Genomic DNA, 26,787 nt, shown 5'->3' with positions numbered 1-26,787 from the left:
GGATAACGATGTCTTCCATCTTATTTTTTTATGAATTTAATGCAATCATGTTTGCTCTTAAAAAGATATATACCATGTTGTAATGAATTTATATCTAATTCTGCGATAGTCTCTTTTATTGTTTTATTAATAACCTCCATTCCGTTTACATCCACAATAGCAATATTGCCAATCGGATTTTCTGAAGTTATATCAATTTTATTATTACTGATTGTTATTTCATCTTTAGTTTTCAGATTATCGGTTCCTGTTGCTATGGTTTTGGCATAGAGTATGAGGTCGGTTTGGGCAGTTGAATTCTCATCATAGCGATTTCCTTTCTCATCATACCATCCTCCAAAAGTTGTTCCGTCGTCAGGAACAGGATTTTGGGGAAATTTCATTTCTGTATTGTTGTAAAGTACTGCATATTCGTTGCCATTATACATAAAGACTGTTTTGTAGACTCTGTTGGTACCACTATAGACGACTGGCATGTTATTATCAGAATCAAGTTCCTGACCGAAAAGAAATTCCATTTGATCACCGTTTAATAAATAAGTAGCTTCTCCGGAATGAAACTTTTTCATATCCATGGGAATTCCACCTTTGCCTGTTAAGGTATAGCCCGCATAATAATAGTTGTTTTCACAGTCGAAATTTACAGTGTTGTTTTTTCCGTAAATAGCTCCTTGATCCGTGGCCGTGCAGTCAATGGTGCCGATAACATAATTGTTCGTAATGGTTTCGGCAGCTTTTGACAAATTAGAATACGAATTGATTCCGGCTACATATTTAGGGATTCCAGAACCGTTATTTTTAATGCTACCGTCAAAGTAACATCCGTTAATAATAGCTTCGATGCCGGTTGTACTTGAATTTGTACATCCCAAAATGCCGCCGACACCATTGGTCACTTTTCCGGATGTTGTGATTATTATATTGCCTGAATAAGAGCAGTTTTTTACATTCGCATTTTTCATAAATGCCAATACACCACCCACATATCCCGGCGCTCCCATGATATTGATTTCAACATCGCTATGGCAATTAACCATATTTCCTAAGGCATTGGCTTTACCAATGAATGATCCGACTTGAGTTTTCTGAGTTATGGATGCAGGAATATCGATTTTTCCTGAGAGATTGATGTTGAGAATATCACAGCTTTCGCTATTTGTACCACCTATTAAGCCTGCAAAATTTGATTTTTCTGTAAGGTCACTTTTATTTATATACATATTATAAATGTGATAACCTTGTCCGTCAATTTTTCCGGTAAAATAAGTTCCGTATCCTATTGGAGTCCATGGTTGATTGCCTAAATCTATATCTTTTGCAATTTTTATACCTGTTATGGCATGGCCTTGATTGATTTGATTGGCTACCCATGCTAATTCTGCTCCTGTGTAAATAACACAATTACCGGAAACGTCACGAGCCGGTTCAATCATGGAAATACCATCCCACGGACCTTCTGCTACGGGTTCGAAGGGTACGACTTTCACAATACCCGGAACCATAATAGCCATAGCATTGATGTAACCAGTTTTGTAGGTATCTGCACTTGTAGCTCCCGGGGTTACCGTAAATCGGATATGTCCGTTTGCATCCGGATATATTGAAGAGAGTTCAGCGATTGAATGATCGTTGTTGTTTCCATTTAATCCAATGTAATTTTCTACAGTTCCAAAGGTTGAATATTCAGCTTCATGAACTTCTGTAGCATTCATATAGGAACCAAACATATAAAAATCATAGGATTCCTTAGGATTCAGATTACTGAATACGATTTCGGCATTGTCAATAAGAACGCCGTCTTTTTCGATACCGTTTACCCAATAACCTGTTGTAGACGCATTTGCGGGCATGTTAAGCAACGTATTTGTTTTGGATGCACCGTTTTCTGTGACACCGGCAAAACCTTTTGTGATGTTTAGAGATATGCCTGAAGCCTTATTCTCCGAATCTGTCAAGCTTTCAATTTTAGTTCCGGCAAGATGGGATGTCACATTATTCCAGTAATCTTCTTGAGTTGTTTTTCCATTGGTGGTAAAGTTGATATAGATAGGAATTTTCCCCGGAACCTCAAGATGTGGAGTTACCATCAATGCTCCCAGATAATAAGTTTTCTTTTCTTCGTTATTGTTTGCGCCGGCTTTTACAGTTAAATAGATGCGTCCTTTTTCATCGGCAATTATTCCTTGGGCCGTTGCAATATTTGCCGTGTTTTTTGTAGGATTCAGAGAGGCGTTTCTATCATTTTTTCCTTTGAATGAGTAGACGGTTTCAGAATTGGTCGATGTATTATTCATAATTGAGGCAAATACGTTCATATCATACGCCTGACCCGGATATAATCCGGAAATAATAACCGAACTCTCTGTAGTACCATAAAAGGCTGATTTAGACACATTCGAAGGCATATCTAAAGCTGTAGTCGATGAAGTAGTTCCGATAGAGGAAACACCGTCGAATGGTTTTTCTATTGAAACTTTCACTTCGGTTCCATAACCTTTGCTGTTATATAGATTTCCCACATTTGCTCCGGTTAATGTGGTTGTTAAACTATTCCATGAATATTGAGAGATTGCAGATGAACCAACACCGATGCCGAAATTAATCATTAGCGGTCTGTCGATGACCTTGGGCTTTGCATCAGGGTTTACCCCATAAGTATCTGCAAGGCTACTGATACTTTTGGGGTGGATAATGGCTTCACGTACGGCATGTTGGCACATCTCTGCACAGAAATCACTGATGGAAGCAGGGTGATAACTTAACCCAATGACACTCTTTCCGAAGATTTTTTCGTACCATGTTAGTGCTACGGTATAACGGCCGTGACTGAGATTCATGTGATAGCCATCACGATTATAATCATCACCAATATAACTGGTACGCCCATTTTGGACAGCTGTTCCACCTGGAATTATGTTTTCTTCGCCAATTCCCGATTGTATGGCGGCGCGGCCTGCACAATCAACGATTTTTGTATATTGATCCATTTGGTCGGTGTAAAGACCTTTATTGATTAACTCCTCTAATTTTGCCGAACCATTTTGATAGGCCCAGGTCATGTAAAGATAAAACTGGGCGTTTTTATTCGTGAGATGAGTTTTAAAGTAGGTGATCAGATTGGTCAGGTATGGGAAATAGTGACTATATGCACCCGAATAATTATGGTCAGTTTGTATAATGACAATATCCCAGTCTTCATCCGTAATGATATTTGCATCGAATTTGCGACTGTTGCCTCCTGTCGATGTCATTTTTCCATCTTTAATTTTGTAGTAATTGTATATCTGCTGATTTGTGGTAATATAATTCGTGTGAAGTTCCAGTGTGGTTCCTCCTTTATATGGAAACCCCAGCACAATATCATCTCCAGCAGCTTGTACTATCGGAAGAAACTCCTGTAAAGCCGCATCAAACGAGAAACTGTTTCCAACAACGAGAATCTTTTTCGTTTCTGCATTCGTTGTAAAAACTGTTCCTGTAATACTTAAGAACAGCATTAAATAAAGTTTGAAAACCTTTTTCATTGATTTATTATTTTGTTGATGACTAATATGAATTACAGAACCTTACAGATGACAGAACTTACTCCTTGGATTCTCAGTGATAGTTTATCTTTCGATTTCTTTACTGACAAGTTTTGGGGATTTCCCCAAATAACTTCTAATCGATCATATCCTTCAATGGATGCCGTAGCACTTTTTTCTCTCGGATTAATAATTATCAGATACTTTGAGTGATCGTCGGAGCGTTCGTATACGGCAGGATATGCTTGTTGCGGATCGCTGACAAACTTCCATCCTCCTGTATTTCCCAATGCGGAGATTGAAGAACGGAGGGCAAGAAGTCCCTTCGTCCAGTTAAGTATTGAATGTGGGTCATCGATTTGACCGGCTACTGTCGGACGCTTCGGATCCGGGTCTATAGGTAAGTACAACTTTGAAGGGTCGCAGGTAGAGAAACCGGCTGTTGCGCCTGCTTCCCATTGCATGGGTGTTCTTTGTGCCGACCGGTCACGACTACCTTCAATAAACGGCCATCCATCCATCGAACGCATCCCGATCTCTTCTCCATAGTAGACAATTGGTACCCATGGCATTGTCAGGAAGAATGTCATGGCTACTTTTAGTTCCTCCGGAGTAGAACGTTGGTTGCGATTTAGTCTCCATGTATCATGGCTGGATGTGGGCATACATGGGAAACCGTGCCCCTTGGTTACTTCATAGATTTTTATAAAAGGTTCTACAAAAGAGCTGAACTTCCCTTTTCCCGCCCTGTCAAACCAACAATCTTTCGGTTGGTATATACCGGTGTCTGGATCTGTATTCCGATATGTATTGTGTACCAGATCGCGATACATGGTTTTTCCACACCCGTTGTGACGGATAATATCGATATCGAAGCCGCAGGAAATAGCTTCTATCGGACTTGACCATTCAGACAGGAAGATAGTTTCGGGATAGTTTTCCGCTTGCCAGGAAAATATTTCATTCCAAAGTTTTCTTACTCCGTGAAACTCTGCGTCATCTCCCTTTACCAATGACCAGGCCAGGTCACAACGAAAACCGTCAACTCCCTTATCAAACCAGAAAGAGATGATATTCTTTATCTCTTGGCGGACTGCTTTTGGACCGGGGGCATTATAGGCTTGTTCCCACGAATTCTCCGGGTTCGGCTGATAATATCCATAATTAAGTGCCGGTTGAATATCGTAGTAATTCATCAGATAGTATCCGTCGCGCGGATATTCATTTTTTACCCAGCCTCCTCTTTCCGGTTTCGGTGGAGTTGTTTTTTTACCTTTCGTCCAGATGTAATAATCGGCATAATGACCATTCGGGTCTCCATTTGCAGATTCCAGAAACCAGGGATGCTTGTCCGAAGTGTGACCGGCTACGAGGTCGAGGCATACTTTAATACCCTTTTCATGTGCATCGTTTACCAGATTTACCAAATCGGTATTTGTGCCGAAGCGTGGGTCGATTTTATAGAAATCGGTGATATCATAACCGCCATCTTCAAATTTACTGCAAAAGACCGGACTGATCCAGATGGTATTAAATCCCAGATCCTTTACGTAGTCCAAGCGAGAACGTATACCCTCCAGATCGCCGTATCCGTCTCCGTTGCTATCCATGTAAGAAGAAGGATAGATGTGATATATGGCTGCACTTTCCAGCCATTTGGGGTAGTTTCGGATGGCAAAGAGGTTGCTTGCAAGGGCCATAAAACTAAAAAAGAAAATGATTCGTTTCATCTGATTATTTTTTGTGGGTTCTATGATTTACCTATTGAAAACTGAAATTGTGTTACCGTATCTCTATAATGGTGTTATCATGATATATAATTTTCATCTGTTGTGATGCATTCAGGCAATTTAAAATCTGTTCAATTGTCTCGTCATTGGCAAATATTGCATCGTATTTTATCGATTTTAATTTGGGATTGGTAATTACAATCTTCTTTTGGAAGTGACGTTCGAGTTGATTGGTTATATCTTCCAGCTTTTTATCGATAAAGTAAAATTTACGGGATTGCCCTGGGTTGGCTATAGTCGAAATATTCATTTGTGACATTTCGCCGGTATTCTTATCAATCTTTATAATATCACCGGGAGCCATGAGTACTTCTACCTGTTTATTGTTGAAATCTGATTCTACGTCCACGCATCCTTCGTATAGCATCACTTCAAATTCTGAATCGGATTCATGCGATTGTACGTTGAATTTAGTTCCCAATACTTTGATTGTGGCATTGTTACACACAACGAAGAATGGATGTTTCATATCTTTGGTTACCTCTACGTATGCTTCGCCAAACAAATGCACTTTCCTGTTACGGGCAAAATCATTTGCTGCGTAAAAGAGAGTACTTGTGGGGTTGAGATAGATTTTTGTAGAGTCGGGAAGTATCACCATTTTTGAATCACCTGCCGATGCATATACTTTTTCCAAATCGATATCGCCGAACCGGGGACTCCATAAATGTATACCCAATAGGAAACCGCATATTAGGACGGTGGCGGCTATTCCCGATATCCAACGGTATATTGTTTTCCTCTTTTTCATGACTTGGGGTGTCCCGATACCTATACGATGGCATGTACGGTTGAATGCGTTTCTGGCTTTCTGTTCATCCTGATGAGTACATTCTTTCAACAGCTCCAGAAGAATAGTGTCCAATTCGGCATTATTGATATTGTTTATATACCATTGCTCTATTTTCTCGGAATCAGAGGGTGTGGACTGACTCTCAAAAAACATCTTTATGCTTTCTTTTTTCATATATTTTTTATTAATCTTTCCTTATATAAAAAGAACACATTACATGATATGACTACGTAATCCGATTTTGAAAATAGACATTTTATTATTGTGCGGATGCATATTTCTTTCCGAAAAAGCGGTCGATAATGAGGGTGATAGCGCCGTCTCCGCTTACGTTACATGCTGGACCATATCCGTCGAGAGCCAGATAGATGGTCATCATCAGGGCACTCTGTTCAGGCGAAAAACCGAGAATCGATTCCAATAATCCGATTGATGCCATTAAAACTCCTCCCATTACTCCGGGGGCAGCTACGGCTGAAATCCCTTGTAAAAGGATGAAATTGGCAAAGAGGGCGAAACTAATGTTCATTCCGCTCAGATACATCACTGCGATTGATGTAGTGATAAGCTTGATAGTCGATCCGCACATGTGGACTGTTGAACAAAGAGGGACAGTAAAGTTGGCGATCTCTTTAGTCGCACCATTCTTCATGGCACACTCGAGAGTGACTGGAATAACGGCCGAACTGGAACAGATTGAAAAGCCTGTCAGGTACGCTGGCATAATATTCCATATACATTTAAAAGGATTTTTTTTAGCCACCAGTCCGGCTATGATATATTGGATAATGAGGTAACAGATAGACAGGATAACACCGGTTGCAATGACTTTAACACCTGTTCCCATGACGGTTGACAGATGACCGGCAGCACTCATCTCACATATCATTGTAAAGATGTAGAATGGTAAGAGAGGGATGATGGCATGTTCAATCGTGAGTTTTACAATTTCTCCGAATTCATCGAAGGCTTTCTTCAGTCCCGGGGCTTTGGTGAAAATAATGCCGATGCCGAGCATGAATGACAAGAGGAGAGCTGTCAGTATGTCACAAATCGGAGGGAATTTGATATTGAAATAGGGCTCGAATACTTTTCCTTCCAGCGCAGAGGTGGAAATTTCACCAATACTTAGATAATGAGGAAGTAGACTTGAAGCAAAACCATATGCAAAAAATCCTGCACCTATCGTTGACAGATATGAGATAACGATAACACTCAATAGCATCTTTCCAGCTCCACGTCCCAGATTAGCTACAGATGGAGTCACAAGGCCCAATACGAGTAAGGGTACGATAAATTTGAGAATTTGTGCAAAGAATACATTGAAGGTTTTAAATATTCTGATCATAACATCCGGCGCTATAAGTCCCAATAACGAACCGATAGTTATCGCAATCAATACCTTAGGGAACAATCCTAACTTTCTTTTTTTCATTTTGTCAATATTTTAATTTAAAGGAACACTCATTCAAGGAACACATCACATCATACATCTACGTAGTCGGTATTTTTATTTGTTTTGAATATTGTGTTTTTTGACGGCTTTGCTGTTGTAATAAAGCATGTTAATGTTTTTTAAATCAGTGTCGGTTTTGTGTTGTTGGTTACGTATTCAGTACTTTTTGATAAGTCTTCATAGTATAATTTTAAAGATACATATATGAAAAAAAACATTCTTTTGTCTGGTATTTTACTGCTGAGTTTTTCTTGTGCTATCGCTCAAGATTATCATGACGATGTTGTCGTGTTGGATTCTGTAAAGGTGATGTCGTTCAACATCCGTTTCAATAATCCGAATGATTCTCTTGATACGGCATGGGATCGGCGTCGGGAACCGTGTGCCCGTATGATCGCCCAGTACCGTCCCGACGTGATAGGCATGCAGGAACCACGCAACGAGATGTGGCAGCAAATCTTTGCCATGCTACCTGATTATGGCTATTATCGTATAGAGATGAACGACACGTTACCTGATTCCCGCACCGGAGGAGTATTATTGTTGTATCTTCGTGAGAAATATTCAGTGATACGTTCGGGACATTTTTGGCTGAGTGCTACTCCCGAAGTTCCATCCCAACCGTGGGACTCGACTGACAGACATTATCGGGCCGCTTTGTGGTTACAACTCAAGGATAAAAAAAGCCGGAAAGAATTTTATATTGTCACCACTCATTTGCCCTATAAGAAAGAACCGGTGGACACTGAGGTGCGTGCCCGGTGTGCTGCATTGATAAACAATAGAATGAAGACCATCGCCGGTGAGGAGGCAACTGTTTTCGTAACCGGTGATATGAATGCTTCTTACAATCCCTATGATCCGCGGCGTGAGAGCTTGGCTCCATTTTACCGTTGGTTTGCTTCTGCCAGAGAAGATGCTTCCAAAACGGATGATCATTCCAGCTTTAATGGTTTCGGACGCGTTTCTCCTTTGGTAAGAAACAAGAATCTGGATCATATTTTCTATCGTAATGCTTGCCCGTTGGTGTTTGAGACCATTGATAAGCCAGTTTATGGTGTGAGGTGGATATCTGACCATTATCCTATCATTTGTACATTTACTTATTGATTTGTAAAGATGAAATATAAGAAAGTTTTTTTGATGTTTATGGTGGCTTTCACTGTTACAATAGCTGGTGCTGCCGAATATAAACTGGGCTCTCCTGATGGGAGGCTTACGAGTGAAATTAATGTCGGTGATAGTCTTACGTTCACTCTTTCCAATGAACACCAATCAATATTGTCTCCATCGACCATTGCTATGGAATGGATGAATGGCACAGTTTGGGGGGCCGATATGAAAGTGAAAAAAGTACAACGCTCGTCTGTTGATGAAGTGATTCTTTCTCCACTGTATAAGAAATCACAGGTGCGAGATAAATATAACCGGTTGGTATTGACCACGACTGCCGGTTTCAGTATCGAATTCCGGATGTATGATGACGGAATGGCTTATCGTTTTGTATCTTCACTTTCGGAGGAGTACACAGTGAAGAATGAAAAGGCAGTGTATCGGTTATCTCAGAATTTTGAGACATGGGCTCCGTATGTACGTGACCGTAAGAAACGAAAGGACGCCACCCGTGAACAGCAGTTTTGGAATGATATGCAAAATCTGTATACGTATCTTCCGTTGAAGGATTTCGATGAAAAAAATCTGTTGTTTACACCGATACTTGTCAATCTGGAGTATGGCGAAAAATTGTGTATTGCCGAAGCCGATGTTGAAGATTATCCCGGAATGTATTTAGCGACAGATAGTTGCAGACCGCAGTTGAGAGGAGCCTTTGCTCCTTATCCGAAAAGTGTGGTACAGGGCGGACATAATGATCTTGAACATCTGGTTACTTCGCGGTATCCCTATATTGCGAAGATCAATGCACCGCGGACTTTTCCGTGGCGGACTTTCATTGTTACACGTCGCGACGGAGAGTTGATGGAAAACGATATGGTATATCGGTTGGCGGCTCCGTCACGCGTAACCGATCGGTCATGGATCAAACCGGGAAAGGTTGCCTGGGAGTGGTGGAATGACTGGGGGCTTTATGGAGTAGATTTTAAGGCTGGCATTAATACGGAAACTTATAAATACTACATTGATTTTGCTTCCGAAAACGGCATCGAGTATGTTATTCTCGATGAAGGATGGGCTACTAAGGGAAAGTGTGATCTTCTTGATGTCGTCCCGGAAATAGATCTTCAGGCAATAGTAGATCATGGGAGGAGAAAAGGAGTTGATATTATTTTGTGGGCCGGTTATCTGGCGATGGAACTTAATTTGGAAAAGGTCGTATCGCATTATGCCGATATGGGTATCAAAGGTTTTAAAATAGATTTCCTTAATCGTGATGACCAGGAGATGATTGATTTTATGTACCGTACGGCTGAGGTATGCGCAGCCCATAAGATGCTTGTCGATTTTCACGGCTGTCCCAAACCAACGGGTATGCAACGCACGTATCCCAATGTGATCAATTATGAAGCGGTATTTGGGCTTGAACAGTTGAAATGGTCCAAGCCCGATGTCGATATGGTTTCTTACGATGTTTTATTGCCATACATTCGCATGGTGGCTGGTCCGATGGATTATACGCAGGGAGCGATGCGCAATAGTGTCAAAGGTGGATATTTTCCGAACAGGAGTAATCCGATGAGTCAGGGCACCCGTTGCCATCAGCTTGCAGAATATGTCGTATTCGATTCTCCGCTTAACATGCTTTGTGATTCTCCATCCAATTATATGCGTGAACAGGAGTGTATCCGGTTTATATCCCAGATTCCCACAGTTTGGGATGACACTTTCGTGCTCGATGGTAAAGTTGGCGAGTATATTGTCGTGGCTCGGCGTAGAGGTGATAATTGGTATATCGGAGCATTGGGGAATTGGGATACCCGTGAACTGAAGGTGAGATTACCGGATGATTGCATTGGGAAGCGGATCGAGATATTCAGTGATGGTGTAAATGCCCATCGGGCAGCTCAGGATTACCGGAGAACGTCCGAAGTATTGGAACAGAATGAGATTGTTGTCCGACTTGCACCGGGTGGGGGATGGGCAGCTTGTATTTCATCACCGGAGTAAAAAGAAAGATGGAGAGTGTGCTATAACTTTCCTTTCAATGAAATCACCCGCGCTGCAACTATTGAAGCGTGGGTGATTTTTAATTTACTGGCAGATAATCTTATTTATCTTTTTATAAACCGTGAAGTTCCTCCTTTCCAGGATAATATATATACTCCGGGATAAAGCCGGGAAACATTGACTGGAGTCTCTCCTGTGGTAACTTCGCCCAGAAGAATAACCGTTGATCCGGTCATAGAGAATATTTTCACATCCTGTAATGTCATAGAAGTAGACAGATATAAAATAGAACCGTTCTGGTATGTTTTGACCGGATTGGCGACACTTGCTGTTTCGGTAATACCCGTACCTTCCCTTCCATATTCATACGCACCGATCGATGAGGTTCCATCGGTTAAACGTTCTACTCCCCGTTGGTCGAATATCAGTTTGTTTCGCAGTTCAATCGTGTTGTCTACATCTCCTTTTAATAATTTTTCTTCCAATTGAGATGCCGGCAGCACATTGATTGCATTCGATCCGAAAAAACGTTTTTTTACTTTGACTGTCTCAACCGGACCACCGTTTAGTGCCAGAACAGGGATAATATCTCCTTCTACTATGTTACTCTCAAGCATATTACCGAGCAATAGGATGGATGAATCGACTGAGGTTCCTAAAATATCGGTTTCTGCCGGTGTTATATTTATATTATCGGCACTCGAAAAGATGTTATAACCGGTAGTTGCCAGCTGTCCTGCATTATAAACATCACCAGTATGCGCTGAAGTGGAGCGATTTCCGGCAATCACGTTGTTGAAAATGAATGGTGTTCCGTTGTAAATATGCACGGCTGCACCATAAAAGTCGATGGTAGGTGTACCGTTTTTGTAGCATGATGCATGGTTTCCGACAATCGTATTATTGACGATCGAAATTGTAGATGCTACATTCAAATTGGCATAGATGGCCGATCCTCCTTTCATTTCGTTAATGACACCGCCGATAGCTTCTACCCGGTTATTGACAAAGGTGTTGTTGACTAAAGTCGTTTTAGAAGCATAGGCTGTTCCGTTGAGGGAGACGGTACCTCCGTAAGTAGCCTTGTTATCGACATAAGTGTTGTGTCCCAGGTAAGCCCACGAGTATCCTGAATGGTATCCGGCAGAACCTTGTACTGCTTCATTTTCCGAGAAGTAACAATCAGTCATTGCATGGCGCCACCATAATTCCACACCGGCATAGGCAGTGAAATAAGCGCCGCCGTTGGCTGAGGAGACATTACGGATAAACCGGCAATTGGTACATAACAATTGTCCGGCTGCATAGATTCCGGCACCTTGACCTGTGGCCTGGTTATTGCGGATAATCACATTATCGAGTATCAGTCGGGAACCCAGACCGGTGATACCTGCCCCTGTGGTAGCACTTCCGTTGGCGTTTCCTCCGACTATTTCGAAATTGCAAAGCATCAGTGCGCAGTATTTCTGAACTGTCACTACATGATAAGCATTTTCTTCATTACCGGTCCATACTCCGTCTGCGATTTCATCATCGCCGTTTATATCTCCTGATAGAACTGTACGCCCCGTCACTTCTTTAAATGCAGAGTCGTAGCCGCCGAATATATCCAGAGAATGAGGAATATTGAGTGTAGCGTCCCGACCTTTAAATTGCTCCGATTCGGTTACGGTATAATATCCCTGGGCAACGTAAATGGTATCGCCGTTGCAAGTGGCATCGACAGCTTCCTGGATATTACGGAACGGCGCTGACTTGCTTCCATCGCCACCATCAGCAGCATTTATATCGACATAGCGGGTATGGGAGGCCACGAAAGGTTCTAATGAGACGTTCACTATCACGGGAAAATGGTCGGAAGGAGTGACACTGCGTCCGAAAGTCTCATTGATGTGATTGTATGTATGTACTTTCATCCCTTTTACCCATACATAATCCAGTCTGGTCCCATCTTTTTTCTCGGGATCCCATTTGCACAAGGTTCCGTCCTTAGGCCATGGGAATGGGGTTTCCGATACTTTGCGACTGTCTGACATATAGGCACTGCAAAGGTCATAGAACGGATAACGTATGGCCGACGAATTATGATCACCGCATATGATGGCGGGGTAATGACCGGAAATGGAACGTACTTTTTCCATGTTAACGCGCGTTCCTTCATTGCGGGCATCACTTCCCTGATGATCGAGATGGGTGATGAAATAATAAAAGATATCGCCTGTTTCCTTGATTTTCAGCTTGGCCCATACGGTGAAACGTTTGTTCCCGCTGCTGTTATCCCACGAAAGTAGTGATTTCGAGGGGTCTGTACACAAAAAGTAATGTCCTTCTTCAAGCAGATCGAACTTATCGGTACGAAACAATACCGCATTGATTGTTCCCTGATTGGGCACTGTCGATGAGTTTCCTCCCCATTCTACGAATGAATACTCCGGAAGTAAACTTTTCATGTCCTCTTGTTGTGAACCGGCATTCATTTCGTTGACTCCAACAATATCGTATTTGAAATCGATAATTGTCCGTGCAACATAACTCTTACGGTTGTTCCAGCTTAGCTCTCCCTGATCGGCGCTCGTTTTGAAACGGATATTGAAACATCCGACGTTTAAAGTCGTGGTATTGGCTAGACCGACCGTCGACAGGGCCGATAAAAATAACCATAGAATGGCGAATAGTCTGTATTTGATATGATAGAAAGCCATATAATAATGATTTATAAAACAAACAAGTCGACTGCTTTCCAAATACGGAAAGCAGACGGACCTGTTCAATAGATTAGTTACAATATTATCTGGCAACTTTGAACGTTTGTCCGTTCACGTTAGCCATGTAAATGCCTTTTGTGAGATCACGCAGGTCAATCGTGTTACCTTGGGTAATAGACCGGATACGTATACCTTGTAAATTATAAATATGTATCGTAGCATTGTCGGTGAGTCCTACAATCTGGTAGATACCATCACCCGATACTTGTAATTTGAGAGAGGACATCGGAGAATTCGTGTCGGTAATACCGGTCCCATGATTGGTCAAGAAGTCATAGGCTCCCGGAGCTGTTTCACCGTTAATCTCTTCCTGGCTACGTTTCGAACCGGTCTGGTCTACGGTAACGTCGATCTCGAATGGGAGATATTTGCCTTCATCTTTTAGAGTCTTGATGTACTCTCCAAGTTCGAAACCATAAAGGGCGTAAACTCCGAGCTGGTCGAGAATGCCATTATCTACAGGTTTCAGCGTCTTGGTGAATCCGCCGTTTTCGCCAGCTGTGGTTGTGCCGAATATCTTGGAATAAGTATTCGGGTTACTGCCATCCATGTGATCATTGTTCCAGTTGATAGCAATGGTTGGAGAATTCATGACCGAGCCGAACGTGCCTAATATGCTGCCACCATACGAATTTAAATAGGCGCTGGAGGGTGTCTTTTCCGTACCGGTAAGAACGATAGCGGCTTTGGCAACTGTACCGTCATCTTCGCGTCCGACAATAATGGAATTACAGATATTCACTGCCGGATCACAGGCAATACGTATTTGCGATCCCAACCATGAACCAGGATTAGTGACAGTACCGGTTTCCGTATCTTCAGCATATAGTTCCGAAGGATCGGCAGCGCATGTATTGCCGGCAATTGTACAGTTTATGATATGTACTGCACGTACATCATCATCAAAGGAGCTGCCATTGGCGCAGATTCCGGCACCTTCGTAAAAGGCCTTGTTGTCAACAATAGTGGAATTTATGATCCACATATTTTCTCCTGAAGATTGGGCGATGGCACCACCGTAACGGGATTCCACTTCATTATTACCGAAGTAACAACGTTCGATTACGCCATTCGCTTTCTTAGAACTGCGGGAAGTACACCGGAATCCGGCTCCGGTCTTATGCGCTTTGTTGTTGTATACATTGCAGTCTTTTATATGATAAAGTCCACCATAGATGTGGATACCGGCACCGATTCCGTCTCCCGTACCTTCGCCTTTGCTTATATTATTATATATATTGCAATATTGAAGTTCGATGGCTCCCTGCGTGCAATAAACTGCTCCACTTGCGTTAGTTGAACCTTCGGGAGAATATGAACAGGTAAAATCGATACCTATCAGTTTGCAGATGTGGGCCAGGTTCTCGGCATCATCATTCCGAGCCTGACGCACATGAATTAAATTACGGAGGTCGCCTGCACTCGGTCCTCCGTTTTCGTCGAGGTCACCGGAGAAAATTGTAGGTGTTGCCGATGGATAGGCAGGCCACTCAGTAACCACACCTTTACTTTGATCACATCCTCCAACGAAAATATAGCCACGATAAATGCGCCCGGCATCGGAACCGGGACTGGTAGCATTGTAATAGGTTCCTCCTGCAAGAAAGAATACGTCTCCGGTTTTATACTTGGATACCTCATCGTTTTTTGCAGCAGCGGCATCATTTTCGAAAATGTCATACATGGTAATCGCTTTTTCCCAGGATGAACCGTCGTTGCCTGTAGCACGTAACCCCGGTACGACATAGTATTCAGCCGAAAAAACGGTTGTAGGAATCAAAATTCCCATCACACAGAGTAAGAAATGTTTTAGTTTCATAATTCTCATAGATTTGTTAATAATGTATTGGTAAAATCACTTGGAGTTTTTATACGTTTGAGGAGGTATTGACAACAGCCTCCTTACGGTTGTAAAGACTTTATATAATTTTTATAAAGCAGATTATAGGCAGTGACAAGATCTGTAAATCCATCTACTTCTTTTGCTCTTATTTCATAGAGGAACGGACCAGTGTAACCGGCATGATCAAGTGCCTGAAGAATAAGAACCCAATTGTTTTTCCCGCGTCCCGGGAGCTGATGACACTCCTTCTCTCCGTCACCGTCGGCAATGTGGACACTCTTTATGCGAGAGCCGAGTGCAGCGATCAGCAGTTCGGGATTTTTGATGTGATTCATGTCGACTGCTGCATAAACATCAGCCGGCATTAAATCCATAATTTCAACCATCTCTTCGACAGTACGGCCCAACGGGCGTTCTACCCCGGGACTGCGAAGTAATTTGTATCCGAGAAGATTTTCCAATACAATGATGGCCCCTATCTCCTTTACATCTTTATTCAGGGAAGTGATGGTTTTTACCAGTTGGCTCATGCGTTCCTTGCGTTCGTTGAGGCCTAATCGCCAGCTTGGATGGAACAGGATTACTTCCGGCTCCAATACGCTGACGACATCGATGTAGCTACGGTAGGCATTTTCGGAGTGTGAACGAATGGTTTCGTCAATGTGTGACGGGTCACAGTCGGCCCCATAAGGCATATGTATCGACCAGATGTTGATCCCTGCACTGTCAGCATTGTGTTTTACCTGGCGGAATTTCTCTTTTAATTCGGCATTTGGAATAGGATGATCTCCATTTACTAAGCCGGTGAGAGAAATTTCTATGTCAGAGATACCCGCAGACCGTGCTTCTTTCAGGTTTTCATAGGTTAACTCTTGCAAACCGCCGAAAACGCTTATAGTTGTACCTATTCGCAATTTCTGCGGAGTATGTACTTTGTCTTCGTTCATGGTATCCATGCAAAAGCCACTTACGGAAACCATTAAGACAGATATCCATACATAGATTATTTTTCTTTTTAACATACTGTTTACTTGTAATTTAAAACTTAATAATAACTGACTTGCGAATAAGATGTGGTTAAAAATTTAGTCCGTCATCCCATCCGGGGTTCTGTGTAATCATACCTTTGGTAAGTGTACGTTCATTACTTGGGATTGGATAGAGATAATCTCGGTCCTCGTTGAAGGCCCTCATTAATTGTCCGTGAGCCAGAATATAACCGGTCTCTCCTTCTGACAGGAATATGTCTTGGTTTATTTTTAATGGAGTTACTCCCGGAGCGGGAATACGGCGGTCCAGATAAACCACAAAATCGATTTTTCCATTGCCATCCATGTCATAACGGCCTTCACCGGGTACATAGGGCCCATAAAATGGCTGGGCCAGAAGTTGGCCTTCACGCCAGCGGCATAAATCGGCAAAACGGATGCCTTCGCTTACCATTTCTATCGAACGCTCCCGACGGATCTCAAGAATGACTCCTTTGTTGGGACCGTTATCCACATTCTTATATCCATAAAGTTCAGATGTGAGGAACGGATCAGGATCGGCATTTACTGCTGATTTGTCCAGGTGGGGCATTCCTACGCGATCACGGATTAAATTGATGGAGTGATCGAGGTCATCTTGCGTCAATGTTCCCAGTTCGGCTTTGGCTTCGGCGTAATTGAGGTATACTTCGGCCATACGGTAAATAGGTATATCTATTGTCGAAGCATTGACAAAATTGGGTCCTGAAATGTACTTTAGCATCGGATATCCTGTCACGGTATTGGCAAAATTGAAGGTTCCTTCTGTACCATCGATGTATTGGGTATTTTGTGTCAATACTGTTTGTGCAAGACGCGGATCGCGTTCTTTGGTCTCTTCAGTAAATGGCATCGTTGCCCATCCTGCTTTATCGGTAAAGCGACTGCCGTCTTGCATTAAGTAAGAGAAAACGAGTGCCTTGGTGTAACCGGCCATGCCTTTGGAGGGCATTAATGCATAGGCGTCGACTGCATGTGCGAAATTTCCTCCATAGCAACGTGCAAGAATTACTTCCTGTGCAATGGCGCTTTCTGAAGTAAAGAGTGAATAATAAGGGTTTTTCCCTGTCGAGTAGATGGAATACTTTTTATCATTCATAATATCAAGCGATGCATTAACACATTCCTGCAAGATAGCTTCATAAGGTAAATTGCTTTTATTAAATGTGTGACCGGCATGGTATTTACGGAAAGTTCCTTCAAAAAGGCACGCACGTGATTTTAATGCAAGGGCTGCATAACGTGAAACTTTATAAATAGAGGATGATGCCGGAAGGCTTTCTGCCGCTTTGTTGCAGTCTTCTATGATATGATTTATGATGACGTCGCGGCTGTCGCGTGGTTTGGCCAAAAGTTCGTCTTGGTCGGAAGCCAATACCTGATCATACCATGGTACTTCGCCAAAACGTTTCAGCTTTTCAAAGTAAAAGTAGGCACGCCAGAAATAAGCAACACCGTCATAGCGTTTGCGGGCGGATGCATCTTCACAGCGATGGGAATTTTGCAGATAATAGTTGATATATCTCAGATAAGACCATGACCATCCCCCGCCGGAGGAAGGAACGGTACGTGTCAGTCCTACTACGACATCGCTCTGAGACAGACCGTCAACAATCAGGTTGGATGGTTCGTCATACAGATTGACTGCGGTAGGTTCCATGAGATAAAACTGGTTGGTATAAAGTTCCAACTCTGACTCTGTATGAAAAAAGGTATCGGGACTGATGGAATCCTTAGGAAACTCATTAAGGTCACACGATACAAAGCCTGTTAATAAGGCGGCGGATATGAATATGTATTTTATAGTACGCATAGCTGGTTTGTTTTTTAGAATGTAATATCGATGCCAAATGAGAATACCTTGCTGAAATTGTATACTTCACCGGAATTCTCAACGTAAGACGAAGATGAAACAGCTGCTTCGGGATCAATGTATTTACAGTATTTCTTCATTGGCGACCAGTAAGCAAGATTCTCTCCGGTGAAATAAATACGTATTTGCTGGAGGTACTTTTTGAACACCGGAAGAGTGTAGCCTACTGTCAGATTCTTAAGCCGTAGATAGGCTACGTTCTGGATATACCGGTCATTGGGTGATGTCAGAGTATAGTGAGAATTGGTATTGTCAGAGTATGCTTCGTAACCGCGAGGGAATGGAAAGTATGCATCCGTATTATCTTCGCTCCATACCTGATCAACCAATTGCTGGCTTAAGAATGTATTGTGCGGACGGCAATACGGTCCCCAGAAAAGATTGGCTTGACCGGAACTGGGATACCAGTTGCGTTTGCCCACACCTTGAAACAGAATAGAAAAATCAATGCCGTTCCATGAAAAATCACCACCGAATGTATAAGAATACCTTGGAAGTGAATTACCGATGACTACCCGATCTCCCGGATCTTCGACCGTGTTTTTACCGATGGAAATTTTATTATCTCCATTGAGATCCAGGAATTTCGGATCGCCGGCATGAAGTCCCTTGCGGGTGGCAGTGGCGTCAATACGTTTGGTAAAGTAGGAGCAGTCAACTTTTTGGGCATATTCTGCCGCCTCTTCATCGATACGGAAAAGGCCGTCGATTTTATATCCCCAGATATCTCCGAGCTTTTCACCTACATAGTGTTCCGAGATCAGTCGGGTATCATTGTCGAACCGGGTTACTTTGGTCTGGTAATCGCCGAGACTGGCGCGTAGCGAATAAGAGAACGGCCGGCTAAACAGAGTCGCTCTGTCGCGCCAGACGAAACTGAGTTCCCAACCTTTAGTGCGCATATCCGCAGCATTGGTACGCGGTTCGCTTGCACCGTAAACTCCGGGGAGCGATGCTCCCGGCATCATCATATCGGTGGTGTTGCGTATGTAATAGTCACCACTGAATGTTAGTCTGTTGTTTAAAAAAGCAAGGTCGACTCCCCAGTCATACGTCGTTATCTTTTCCCATGTCAAATCATTGGCTACAGGGGCGTCTTCACGGGCATATGTTAGCTTATCCGTACCATTGAACGTAAAATCTCCACTGGTGAGATTGGTGTTGATCTTTTGAACAAACAGGTAGTCCGATACCTGTTGGTTGCCAAGACTACCGATAGAAAAACGTATCTTGGCATTATTCCACCACTGGCGTAAAGGTTCCCAGAAATTCTCCTGACTGATACGCCATCCGACGGAACCTGAAGGAAAGTATCCCCAGCGGTTACGACTCCAGAAACGTGACGATCCGTCGGCACGTCCGGATGCTTCAAACAGATACTTGCCATCATAGTCATAATTAACACGTCCAAAGACACCGAGTGTCTTGTACTTTGATTGTCCTCCGCTGACAGAATAAGTCGATCCGGCAGAGAGGTTGAAATCATTCAGATCTTCCGAAAGATTTCCATCGACCGATACTGCATTCTTGCGGTAATAACGGGTGTCATATTGTATACCGGCTACAATCTTGAAATTGTGTACCCGATTCCAAGTGTGCGAATAATCGGTAAATGCTTCAAATGTCTGTTTATAGAGCGATTGGTTGGTTTCTTGAAGTTCGTTACGAAATTTGCTGGTGGTTTCCCATGAAATCACGCCTTCATGTGAAGAATACGGTGCATTATTATAGCGATATTGTCCGAACTCATGAGAAAAACGATATGCGTGACTCAAATGCAATGTTAATCCTTTCACGATATCTAATTCAAGGTTGTTTTTAATCGTCGCTTCATTCACTACCTCTTCGTTGGAAGTTTTGCCGTAAGTAAGCATCAGGTTCATATCACCAAGTACGCCGGCTCCTTGATTTACTATTTCGGTACTATGTACGATCGTTCCATCGGGATTTTTAGGGACAAATAATGGAGAACCACCCATGGTTACATTACGAAATGTAGTTTGTTGGTTTTTCATTCCTGGCCACCACATTTTACCATAAAAATAATTCAGATTGGTACTAAAGCGGGCCCACTTCGTAATGTTAATGTCTAACTTTCCGCGAATACTGTAATTGTCATAAGGGTCATTTTGCAGGTTCATAATCCCTTCGGTATTGTAATAACGGCCGCTGACGTAGTATTTTACCCTGTCATTTCCTCCTCTTATCGATACATTGTGCTCATGTTGCATGCGAGTACGTTTGTAAATGTAATCGTACCAATCGAAATTTCCGTAATACTTGTATGTTCCGTCTTCTTCGGCTACTACCCACGGGCGTTCGGGGTTTTCGGTCTTATCGCCGCGACGTATCTCGAGTTCATTCCAATCGTCCTCATCATATTTAAGATAGTTTATCCCCTTATTCGAATAATAGAAAAAGCGGTCAACTACTTTGGCCCAGTCGTAACCACTGGTTATGTAGTCGGTACTTGTGGTGTTCTTTAATAGACCGAAACGGCCGTTATATGTAACTTTTACACTGGAGTCACTACCGGTTTTGGTGGTAACTAATACTACACCGGCTGAGGCTTTTGCACCGTATACCGAAGCCGCTGCTGCATCTTTTAATATGGATACTGACTCTATGTCGTTAGGATTAAGGCGGTTAAGTTCCATCTCCACACCGTCGACGAGAATAAGCGGGGTACCTCCATTTAGAGATGCGGCACCACGAATATCTATTTCATAGCCTGAATCGGCTCTACCGGTATTAATGCCAATGTTTAGCGATGGGTCCAGCCCTTGCAGGGCTTGTGCAGCCGAAGCGACAGGACGGCCGTTGATCTCTTCATTTCCAATCACCCCGACAGCTCCCGTCAGGTTTACTTTTTTCTGGCTGCCGAATCCGACTACTACTACTTCATTAAGTATAGTCGAATTCTCGGTCATGGTAATATTCAAGACGTTTGAACTGCCTACTTTTATCGAAACATCGGAGAAGCCTACATAAGAAAACTTCAGTGTTTGTCCTGAAATCGCTTCGATGGAATAATCGCCGTTTACGTTGGTGATTACACCTTTACCCGATTCGGGATTAAGGACGGTAACACCGATAAGTGGTTCTTTGTCAGTACCGTTTATCACTTTTCCGGAAATCGGGCGTGGCTTTGGTGTCGCAGGGGTATTCTCGGTTGGTTGTTTCCGGTTTTGGATGATAATACTTTTGTTGGTCACTGTATAAGTGACATTTTGTCCCGTAAATATACGGCTAAGTATTGTACTAATAGATTCATTTTTAGCTGAGACTGAAACTTTACGATTCATGTCCACGTCATTCGATTCTACTGTTACGGAAAATCCATATTGCTGTTGCAGTTTCAATACAGCTTCGCGTACAGTCACATTCTTTACTTGAAAATCAATACCTGTTGCAAGTGCTTTACCGGGAAGCAATGCGCTGATAACCAACGCAAACACTATAAAGGTGTTTCTTAGTATTGATTGATTAAAATGATAGCTGTTGTACATGTTATAAGATTTATTATAATTGATTGATCAGAATTGATTCATTGATGTTGTTTCCATTTATTGTAGCAGGGATATTTATAGTATTTCATGGAGTACTTTATTCTATCTATGTTATTAGATTTAGTTCTCTACGAGTCATCATTCCATCGTTTTAGGTTGGATAAGGGAATTGGGTTTCTCATTGTATTTGGTGCTAACTTTTTTATCATAATCGAATCTGATATGGGTGGTTCTACTTAAAGAACCCACAATAGAAAGAGATTACGTAACGGGGAGTTGCTTTTTTTGTTTCAACTCAATATAATGCGTGAATTAATTATGAAATACATTTTTTTATTGATAGATATATTGTGACATCTTAATTTATGGAGATATTTGAATGACATTGACAGATGTCTTGTTGTAATGTTTTGTGTGTGTGAAAATAAAACAATGGGTAGCCTGTTATTTTTCTTTGAATAACCGGCAGTGTACATTCTTGTATAGTAAAAAGATACACTTTCTAGATGTTTGATTATCCGTTTTTTTGCAGGAGCTTTTTTGGGGGGATCTATACGTTTTTTTTCTGTATAGCTATGAATTATCGTTTTATTTATCTTCAGAATATTCTTTTTGTAATATGTTATTTTCTTTATTGTAGAAGAATCTTTTGTACTGGTTTTCCGGTACGTGAGAATAAATCTTTAATATATTTGCTCTTTTTCTTTCTTTTTGCTGTGGCTGTGATAGAAAATTGTTATACATTTGCAATACAGTTTTGCTATTCGTGGTGACGAGTTATGATAAGCAGAACTTTTAAATATTAGAAAAACGCAAGAAGCGTAAAGTTATTATCCCCTAATTCGGAATCTGGAAAATTCAAAATGTCATGGGATAATAGCAACAGTCTTCTCACGCCAACGTTATAGTTAGGCGTGAGGATTGTTGTCTATTCATGACATGGGCATTTTCCAGAGCCTCGGATTTAGAATAGAATTAACAGTCCTCGCGCCTTCTTTATGCAGTTAACCTCCGTTGAAGAGGACAAGCGGAATAAAAACTATACACAATGACAAACCAAGCAAGGCGTGGCTTCTTTTTAGCAGTCTTCTTTTTGGCTAACTTCTTATTTCAGCAGGTCTGTGCCCAAGGAAAAATAGAAGTTGCTTCTTTTAACCGGATGGAAACTGATATTACAGCTCGCGTCACGGCTCCTAAGAGAGATCAGAACGGAGAAGTATGTGCACTGATCCGGATTGTAACTACTGTAAAAGATCTGATGTTCGAACCGGACGCTTTAGGAATCACTGCCCGTGAAAACAAACCGGGCGAAATCTGGCTTTATGTACCTCGCGGTGCTCGCCGTATTTCTATTATGCATGACAAATATGGGGTGCTACGCAATTACTTTTACCCCGATATTATTGATAAATCTACCGTCTATGAAATGGAAGTACGAGTCAATGACGGTACTTCCCACGAACCTGTAGATACAAATACACAACTTTTAGTGATGCGCCCCGACCCGGCTGATGCTACTATCTATATAGATGATGAAAAGGTGCCTACGGAAAAAGGGCTCTTCACGGCTACCATGAAGAAAGGTAGTCATACCTATCGTGTGGAAGCTCCTATGTATGCTTCGGAAGCCGGAGTCGTCGATCTGGGGAGTGAACAGAAGATTATGAGTGTCACTTTAAAACCAAAATTCGGATACCTCGAAGTCTTTTCTTTACCGGAGCAGGATGCCAATGTTTACATTGATGGTACTTTGGCAGGGCAAACACCTTATAAAAGTGACCGTATGCCAATACGTTCCTATAAACTTCGTATAGAGAAAGATCTTTTCTTTCCTATAGATACGGTTGTGAATATCTCTGCCGGAGAAACAAATGGGCAAACCTTCACAATGATCTCCACGATTAAACCTAAAGAGCCACGTCGTATGCTGGTGATGGCTGAAGTAGGTTATCATCCTTCACAATTGTCTTATGGCGGTATGATTGGTTTTGTTCGCAAGAACGGAGCTTATGTAAAGTTTCGTAGTGATTTCGGTTCTGCTTCCGCTGATTTGGAGTGTGATGATAGCGGCGCGTTGACTTCCGGAGGTGAGGGTACTCCCTATTACAAAGAAGGAGTCACTCAGAAAGCCCGTTTGTCGGTCACTGCCGGTTATCTGCGGCAATTATGGAAGCCCGTTTATCTCTATGCAGGTGCCGGATATGGTAGCCGTACACTGGCTTGGGAAACTGTAGAAGGTGAATTGGTAAAGAATACCGACCATTCGGCAGCAGGTGTTGCTGCCGAACTGGGTGTTATCGGACGGTTGGGTAAGTTTGCTCTTTCTGTAGGATTTCACACTGTGAATTTTAAGCATCATGAAGTTGCTGTTGGAGTGGGTATTATGTTTTAATTAGTGGAAGTAAAAAATGAAAAAGATAACACATCTTATTATATGCAGTCTGTTGTTAGTGATGGCAGCCTGTGAAAAGGATACGGAGCCTGCAAATTTTGCTCCGAAGTTGGCGACTGGTGAAGCGACCAATATTTATCGAACCGGAGCTACCCTGTCAGGAAGCATGGAAAAAGCAGAAGGAGTGGTTGTAAAAGAATACGGTATCCTTTATTCTACTCTGCAGAGTATGGCCGAATATACTGAAATGAAAGTAGATGAAAAAAGTGGTAACGATTTTGTCGTCCAACTCCAAGGGCTTGAATCCGGTAAAACTTACTATTATTGTGCATATGCCCATAGCGGTTATAGTATAGCTAAAGGGGAAATCCGGAGTTTTACCACCGGAGCAAGTAATACGCCGGTATTTAGCGCGTTGGAAGTTTCCGGTACGGATGAGAAAAGCTTTACGGTTTCTACTTCTATACTTGATGAAGGGGGAGGAGAGATACTTTTTTCCGGTTTCTGCTGGAAAGAGACAAGTGTCTCCGGCTATCTTCCGACAGAAAAAGACGAAATGAAAGTTATAGACAATCTGTCCGACTATCGATTGCGTATCAAGGACCTCAAACCAGGAAGACAATATGCCGTTCGTGCTTATTCCGCAAGTACTAAGGGAATAGGATATGGAGAGACTGCCTACATTATTACAAAAACGACGGACCTTCCGGTTGTCTCTTCTTCCGTGCCACAAGACTCTACAGAAACTTCGATTACTTTGCTGGCAAGAATATTGGCAAACGGAACTACCGTAACTGAAAAAGGTTTCTGTTATAGTACAGAGATGGAGGAACCAACTATTACCGGACTTAAAGAAATTGCTTATACACCTGATACAACGATTTATGCTACAATAAGCAGATTGAAGCCGGGAAATACATATTATATCCGTGCATATGCAGTTGGGCAGCAAGGAGTAGGATATGGGGATGTGATAACCTATACTATCCCTGATGACGGACACCAGGCAGTTCCTCCAGTAGTAACGACACTAAGTGCCGAAGATTTGGGAAATAGTGCAGCCGTACTAACGGGAAGTATTGCTACTGATCATTTAGAAGGGATTACTTCATTTGGATTTACCTGGCAATCAAAATCTTCTTCTATAGGGAATGTTGTTATAGAAAATTATCCAAGTGGAAATATAAGCCAGTTAACAGGCATATTCACATTAAAACTGGAAGGGTTACCTACGGAAGAGGCTATTCAGGCATATGCTTGGGCTATAAGAGAAGTAAATGGGCAAGAATTGCGAGGTCAGGGAGATTGGATTGAATTTACGTTGGCACAAACGCTACAGCCTGCTACGGTAGCCCAAACGACTGTGCGTGATATTACCGTTCACACAGCTTCTGCCATTGCTGTAGTGACCAGTAATGGTGGAAGTGAGATTACAGAAAGCGGCTTTTATTATAGTACAACTCATGCTTTACCTGATGAACGGGACCTTCATGTATCTTCATTGACTACAGGAAACAATATTACTGCCAACCTTGTGGGGTTGGAAGAGGGTCAAACTTATTACATTCGTGCTTATGCGATAAATCAGGCAGGGCTATCATATGGAGTAGTAAGTAACTTCCAGACGAAATCTGTCACTCTGCCTGTTGTAAAAACAGGTGCTGTTGCCAATGTGACCTCTGCTTCTGCGAGCCTATCTGGTACTATTACTTCTTTAGGCAATGGTACATTACAGCGTAAAGGCTTTTGTTGGAGCAGCACACATACGGTTCCTTCTCTTGAGCAACGAGAGGGCAGTAGTGAGGTTTCAACAGAGGGAAGTACTTATTTTTATGAGTTAACAGGATTATCCGGTAAAACAAAGTACTATGTCCGTGCCTATGCTGAGAACGAGAAGGGGGTAAGTTATGGTGAAACACAAGAATTTACAACTGGTACCTCTGCTGTTGTTCCAACACTTAGTGGTACTACTGTCAGTGAAATAGGTGAGACTTCTGCTAAAGCAACTGCTACAGTAGTGAGTGATGGGGGAGCTTCTGTTTCCGGAAAAGGTTTCTGCTATAGTTTGACAAATAGTTCGCCTACCATAGAAGGTGGTAGTAGTATTCTTGCGGATACGTCAACCGGAAATTCAATAACCGGAGTTTTGAAGAATCTGGAACCTGATGCAAAATACTATATTCGAGCTTATGCTACTAATGGGGAAGGGACTGCATATGGAGTGGTATACACCTTCTCTACACAAAAAGTATCTTCTATACCGACAGTTGGAGCTACTGTTATTAACACCGTGACCAAAACAACGGCTGAAGTTTCATCGAGTATAAGTAATGATGGAGGAGCAACTATAACAGAAAATGGATTTTGTTATAGTATTACTAACACGGTGCCTACTATCAGTGATAATAAAATAAATTCGGATATCTCAAAGAAAGATTTTACAGGAAGTCTGGCGGCTTTAGCTATGGGTACTCAATACTATATCCGTGCCTATGCCGTAAATATGAATGGGATAAGCTATGGAGAAACTAATTCGTTTACTACCAGAAGTGATATCCCGGACAACTCTGATAATCAATCACCTGATAAAAAATAATAGTTACTATGTTTGTAAACACTGAAAACCAACGCTCGTCGGGACGGGTGGTCCCGCCCCTTGCCGCTGGGCGTTCCCCGACCGAAGATTTGTTT

Annotated in this window: 13 protein-coding genes; 4 read left to right on the top strand and 9 right to left on the bottom strand. The window is 42.2% G+C overall.

Features of this window, described 5'->3' with window-relative positions; genetic code table 11:
• Positions 1 to 20: 20 nt before the first annotated feature.
• The 4 genes from QX565_RS00760 to QX565_RS00745 form a co-directional block, all read right to left on the bottom strand.
• A complete protein-coding gene (locus tag QX565_RS00760; protein ID WP_289290676.1) occupies positions 21 to 3,524 on the bottom strand; it encodes a DUF4886 domain-containing protein in 3,504 nt (1,167 codons plus the stop codon).
• A 32-nt stretch (positions 3,525 to 3,556) separates the two neighbouring features.
• On the bottom strand, positions 3,557 to 5,254 hold the full coding sequence (locus QX565_RS00755) for an alpha-amylase family glycosyl hydrolase (RefSeq protein ID WP_289290674.1): 1,698 nt from the start codon (positions 5,252 to 5,254) through the stop codon (positions 3,557 to 3,559).
• A gap of 52 nt (positions 5,255 to 5,306) precedes the next feature.
• On the bottom strand, positions 5,307 to 6,281 hold the full coding sequence (locus tag QX565_RS00750; RefSeq protein ID WP_289290673.1) for a FecR family protein: 975 nt from the start codon (positions 6,279 to 6,281) through the stop codon (positions 5,307 to 5,309).
• Between the two features lie 85 nt (positions 6,282 to 6,366).
• A complete protein-coding gene (locus tag QX565_RS00745) occupies positions 6,367 to 7,542 on the bottom strand; it encodes a dicarboxylate/amino acid:cation symporter (protein WP_289290671.1) in 1,176 nt (391 codons plus the stop codon).
• Between the two features lie 225 nt (positions 7,543 to 7,767).
• On the opposite strand from QX565_RS00745, the gene QX565_RS00740 reads away from it, so the two are divergent.
• Both QX565_RS00740 and QX565_RS00735 read left to right on the top strand, forming a co-directional pair.
• Positions 7,768 to 8,673 carry an endonuclease/exonuclease/phosphatase family protein gene (locus QX565_RS00740; RefSeq protein ID WP_234129982.1) on the top strand — a complete coding sequence of 302 codons (906 nt, stop codon included), beginning with the start codon at positions 7,768 to 7,770 and terminating at the stop codon, positions 8,671 to 8,673.
• Between the two features lie 9 nt (positions 8,674 to 8,682).
• Positions 8,683 to 10,686 carry a retaining alpha-galactosidase gene (locus tag QX565_RS00735; protein ID WP_289290667.1) on the top strand — a complete coding sequence of 668 codons (2,004 nt, stop codon included), beginning with the start codon at positions 8,683 to 8,685 and terminating at the stop codon, positions 10,684 to 10,686.
• A gap of 104 nt (positions 10,687 to 10,790) precedes the next feature.
• Here the strand turns inward: QX565_RS00735 and QX565_RS00730 are convergent, their stop codons facing one another.
• The 5 genes from QX565_RS00730 to QX565_RS00710 form a co-directional block, all read right to left on the bottom strand.
• Positions 10,791 to 13,388, bottom strand: a complete 2,598-nt coding sequence (locus QX565_RS00730; protein WP_289290665.1) for an endonuclease/exonuclease/phosphatase family protein — start codon at positions 13,386 to 13,388, stop codon at positions 10,791 to 10,793.
• 85 nt (positions 13,389 to 13,473) lie between these two features.
• Positions 13,474 to 15,270 carry a T9SS type A sorting domain-containing protein gene (locus QX565_RS00725; protein WP_289290663.1) on the bottom strand — a complete coding sequence of 599 codons (1,797 nt, stop codon included), beginning with the start codon at positions 15,268 to 15,270 and terminating at the stop codon, positions 13,474 to 13,476.
• Positions 15,271 to 15,353: 83 nt separating this feature from the next.
• Complete coding sequence (locus QX565_RS00720; RefSeq protein ID WP_289290661.1) at positions 15,354 to 16,316, bottom strand: sugar phosphate isomerase/epimerase family protein; 963 nt, start codon at positions 16,314 to 16,316, stop codon at positions 15,354 to 15,356.
• Positions 16,317 to 16,371: 55 nt separating this feature from the next.
• Positions 16,372 to 18,135, bottom strand: a complete 1,764-nt coding sequence (locus tag QX565_RS00715) for a RagB/SusD family nutrient uptake outer membrane protein (RefSeq protein ID WP_289290660.1) — start codon at positions 18,133 to 18,135, stop codon at positions 16,372 to 16,374.
• A 14-nt stretch (positions 18,136 to 18,149) separates the two neighbouring features.
• Positions 18,150 to 21,704: a TonB-dependent receptor gene (locus tag QX565_RS00710; RefSeq protein WP_289290658.1), complete on the bottom strand. Its 3,555-nt coding sequence runs from the start codon at positions 21,702 to 21,704 to the stop codon at positions 18,150 to 18,152.
• Positions 21,705 to 22,752: 1,048 nt separating this feature from the next.
• On the opposite strand from QX565_RS00710, the gene QX565_RS00705 reads away from it, so the two are divergent.
• Positions 22,753 to 24,096: a PEGA domain-containing protein gene (locus QX565_RS00705; protein ID WP_289290655.1), complete on the top strand. Its 1,344-nt coding sequence runs from the start codon at positions 22,753 to 22,755 to the stop codon at positions 24,094 to 24,096.
• 16 nt (positions 24,097 to 24,112) lie between these two features.
• Positions 24,113 to 26,692 (top strand): hypothetical protein, encoded by a 2,580-nt coding sequence (locus QX565_RS00700; protein WP_289290653.1) that lies wholly within the window; start codon positions 24,113 to 24,115, stop codon positions 26,690 to 26,692.
• Positions 26,693 to 26,787: the final 95 nt, after the last annotated feature.

Origin of the sequence: Bacteroides sp. 41_26, assembly GCF_949740115.1 — a bacterium.
GTDB lineage: Bacteria > Bacteroidota > Bacteroidia > Bacteroidales > Bacteroidaceae > Bacteroides > Bacteroides nordii.
The sequence above is the reverse complement of the archived record's forward strand: the minus strand, read 5'-3'. Positions and strand labels throughout refer to the sequence as shown.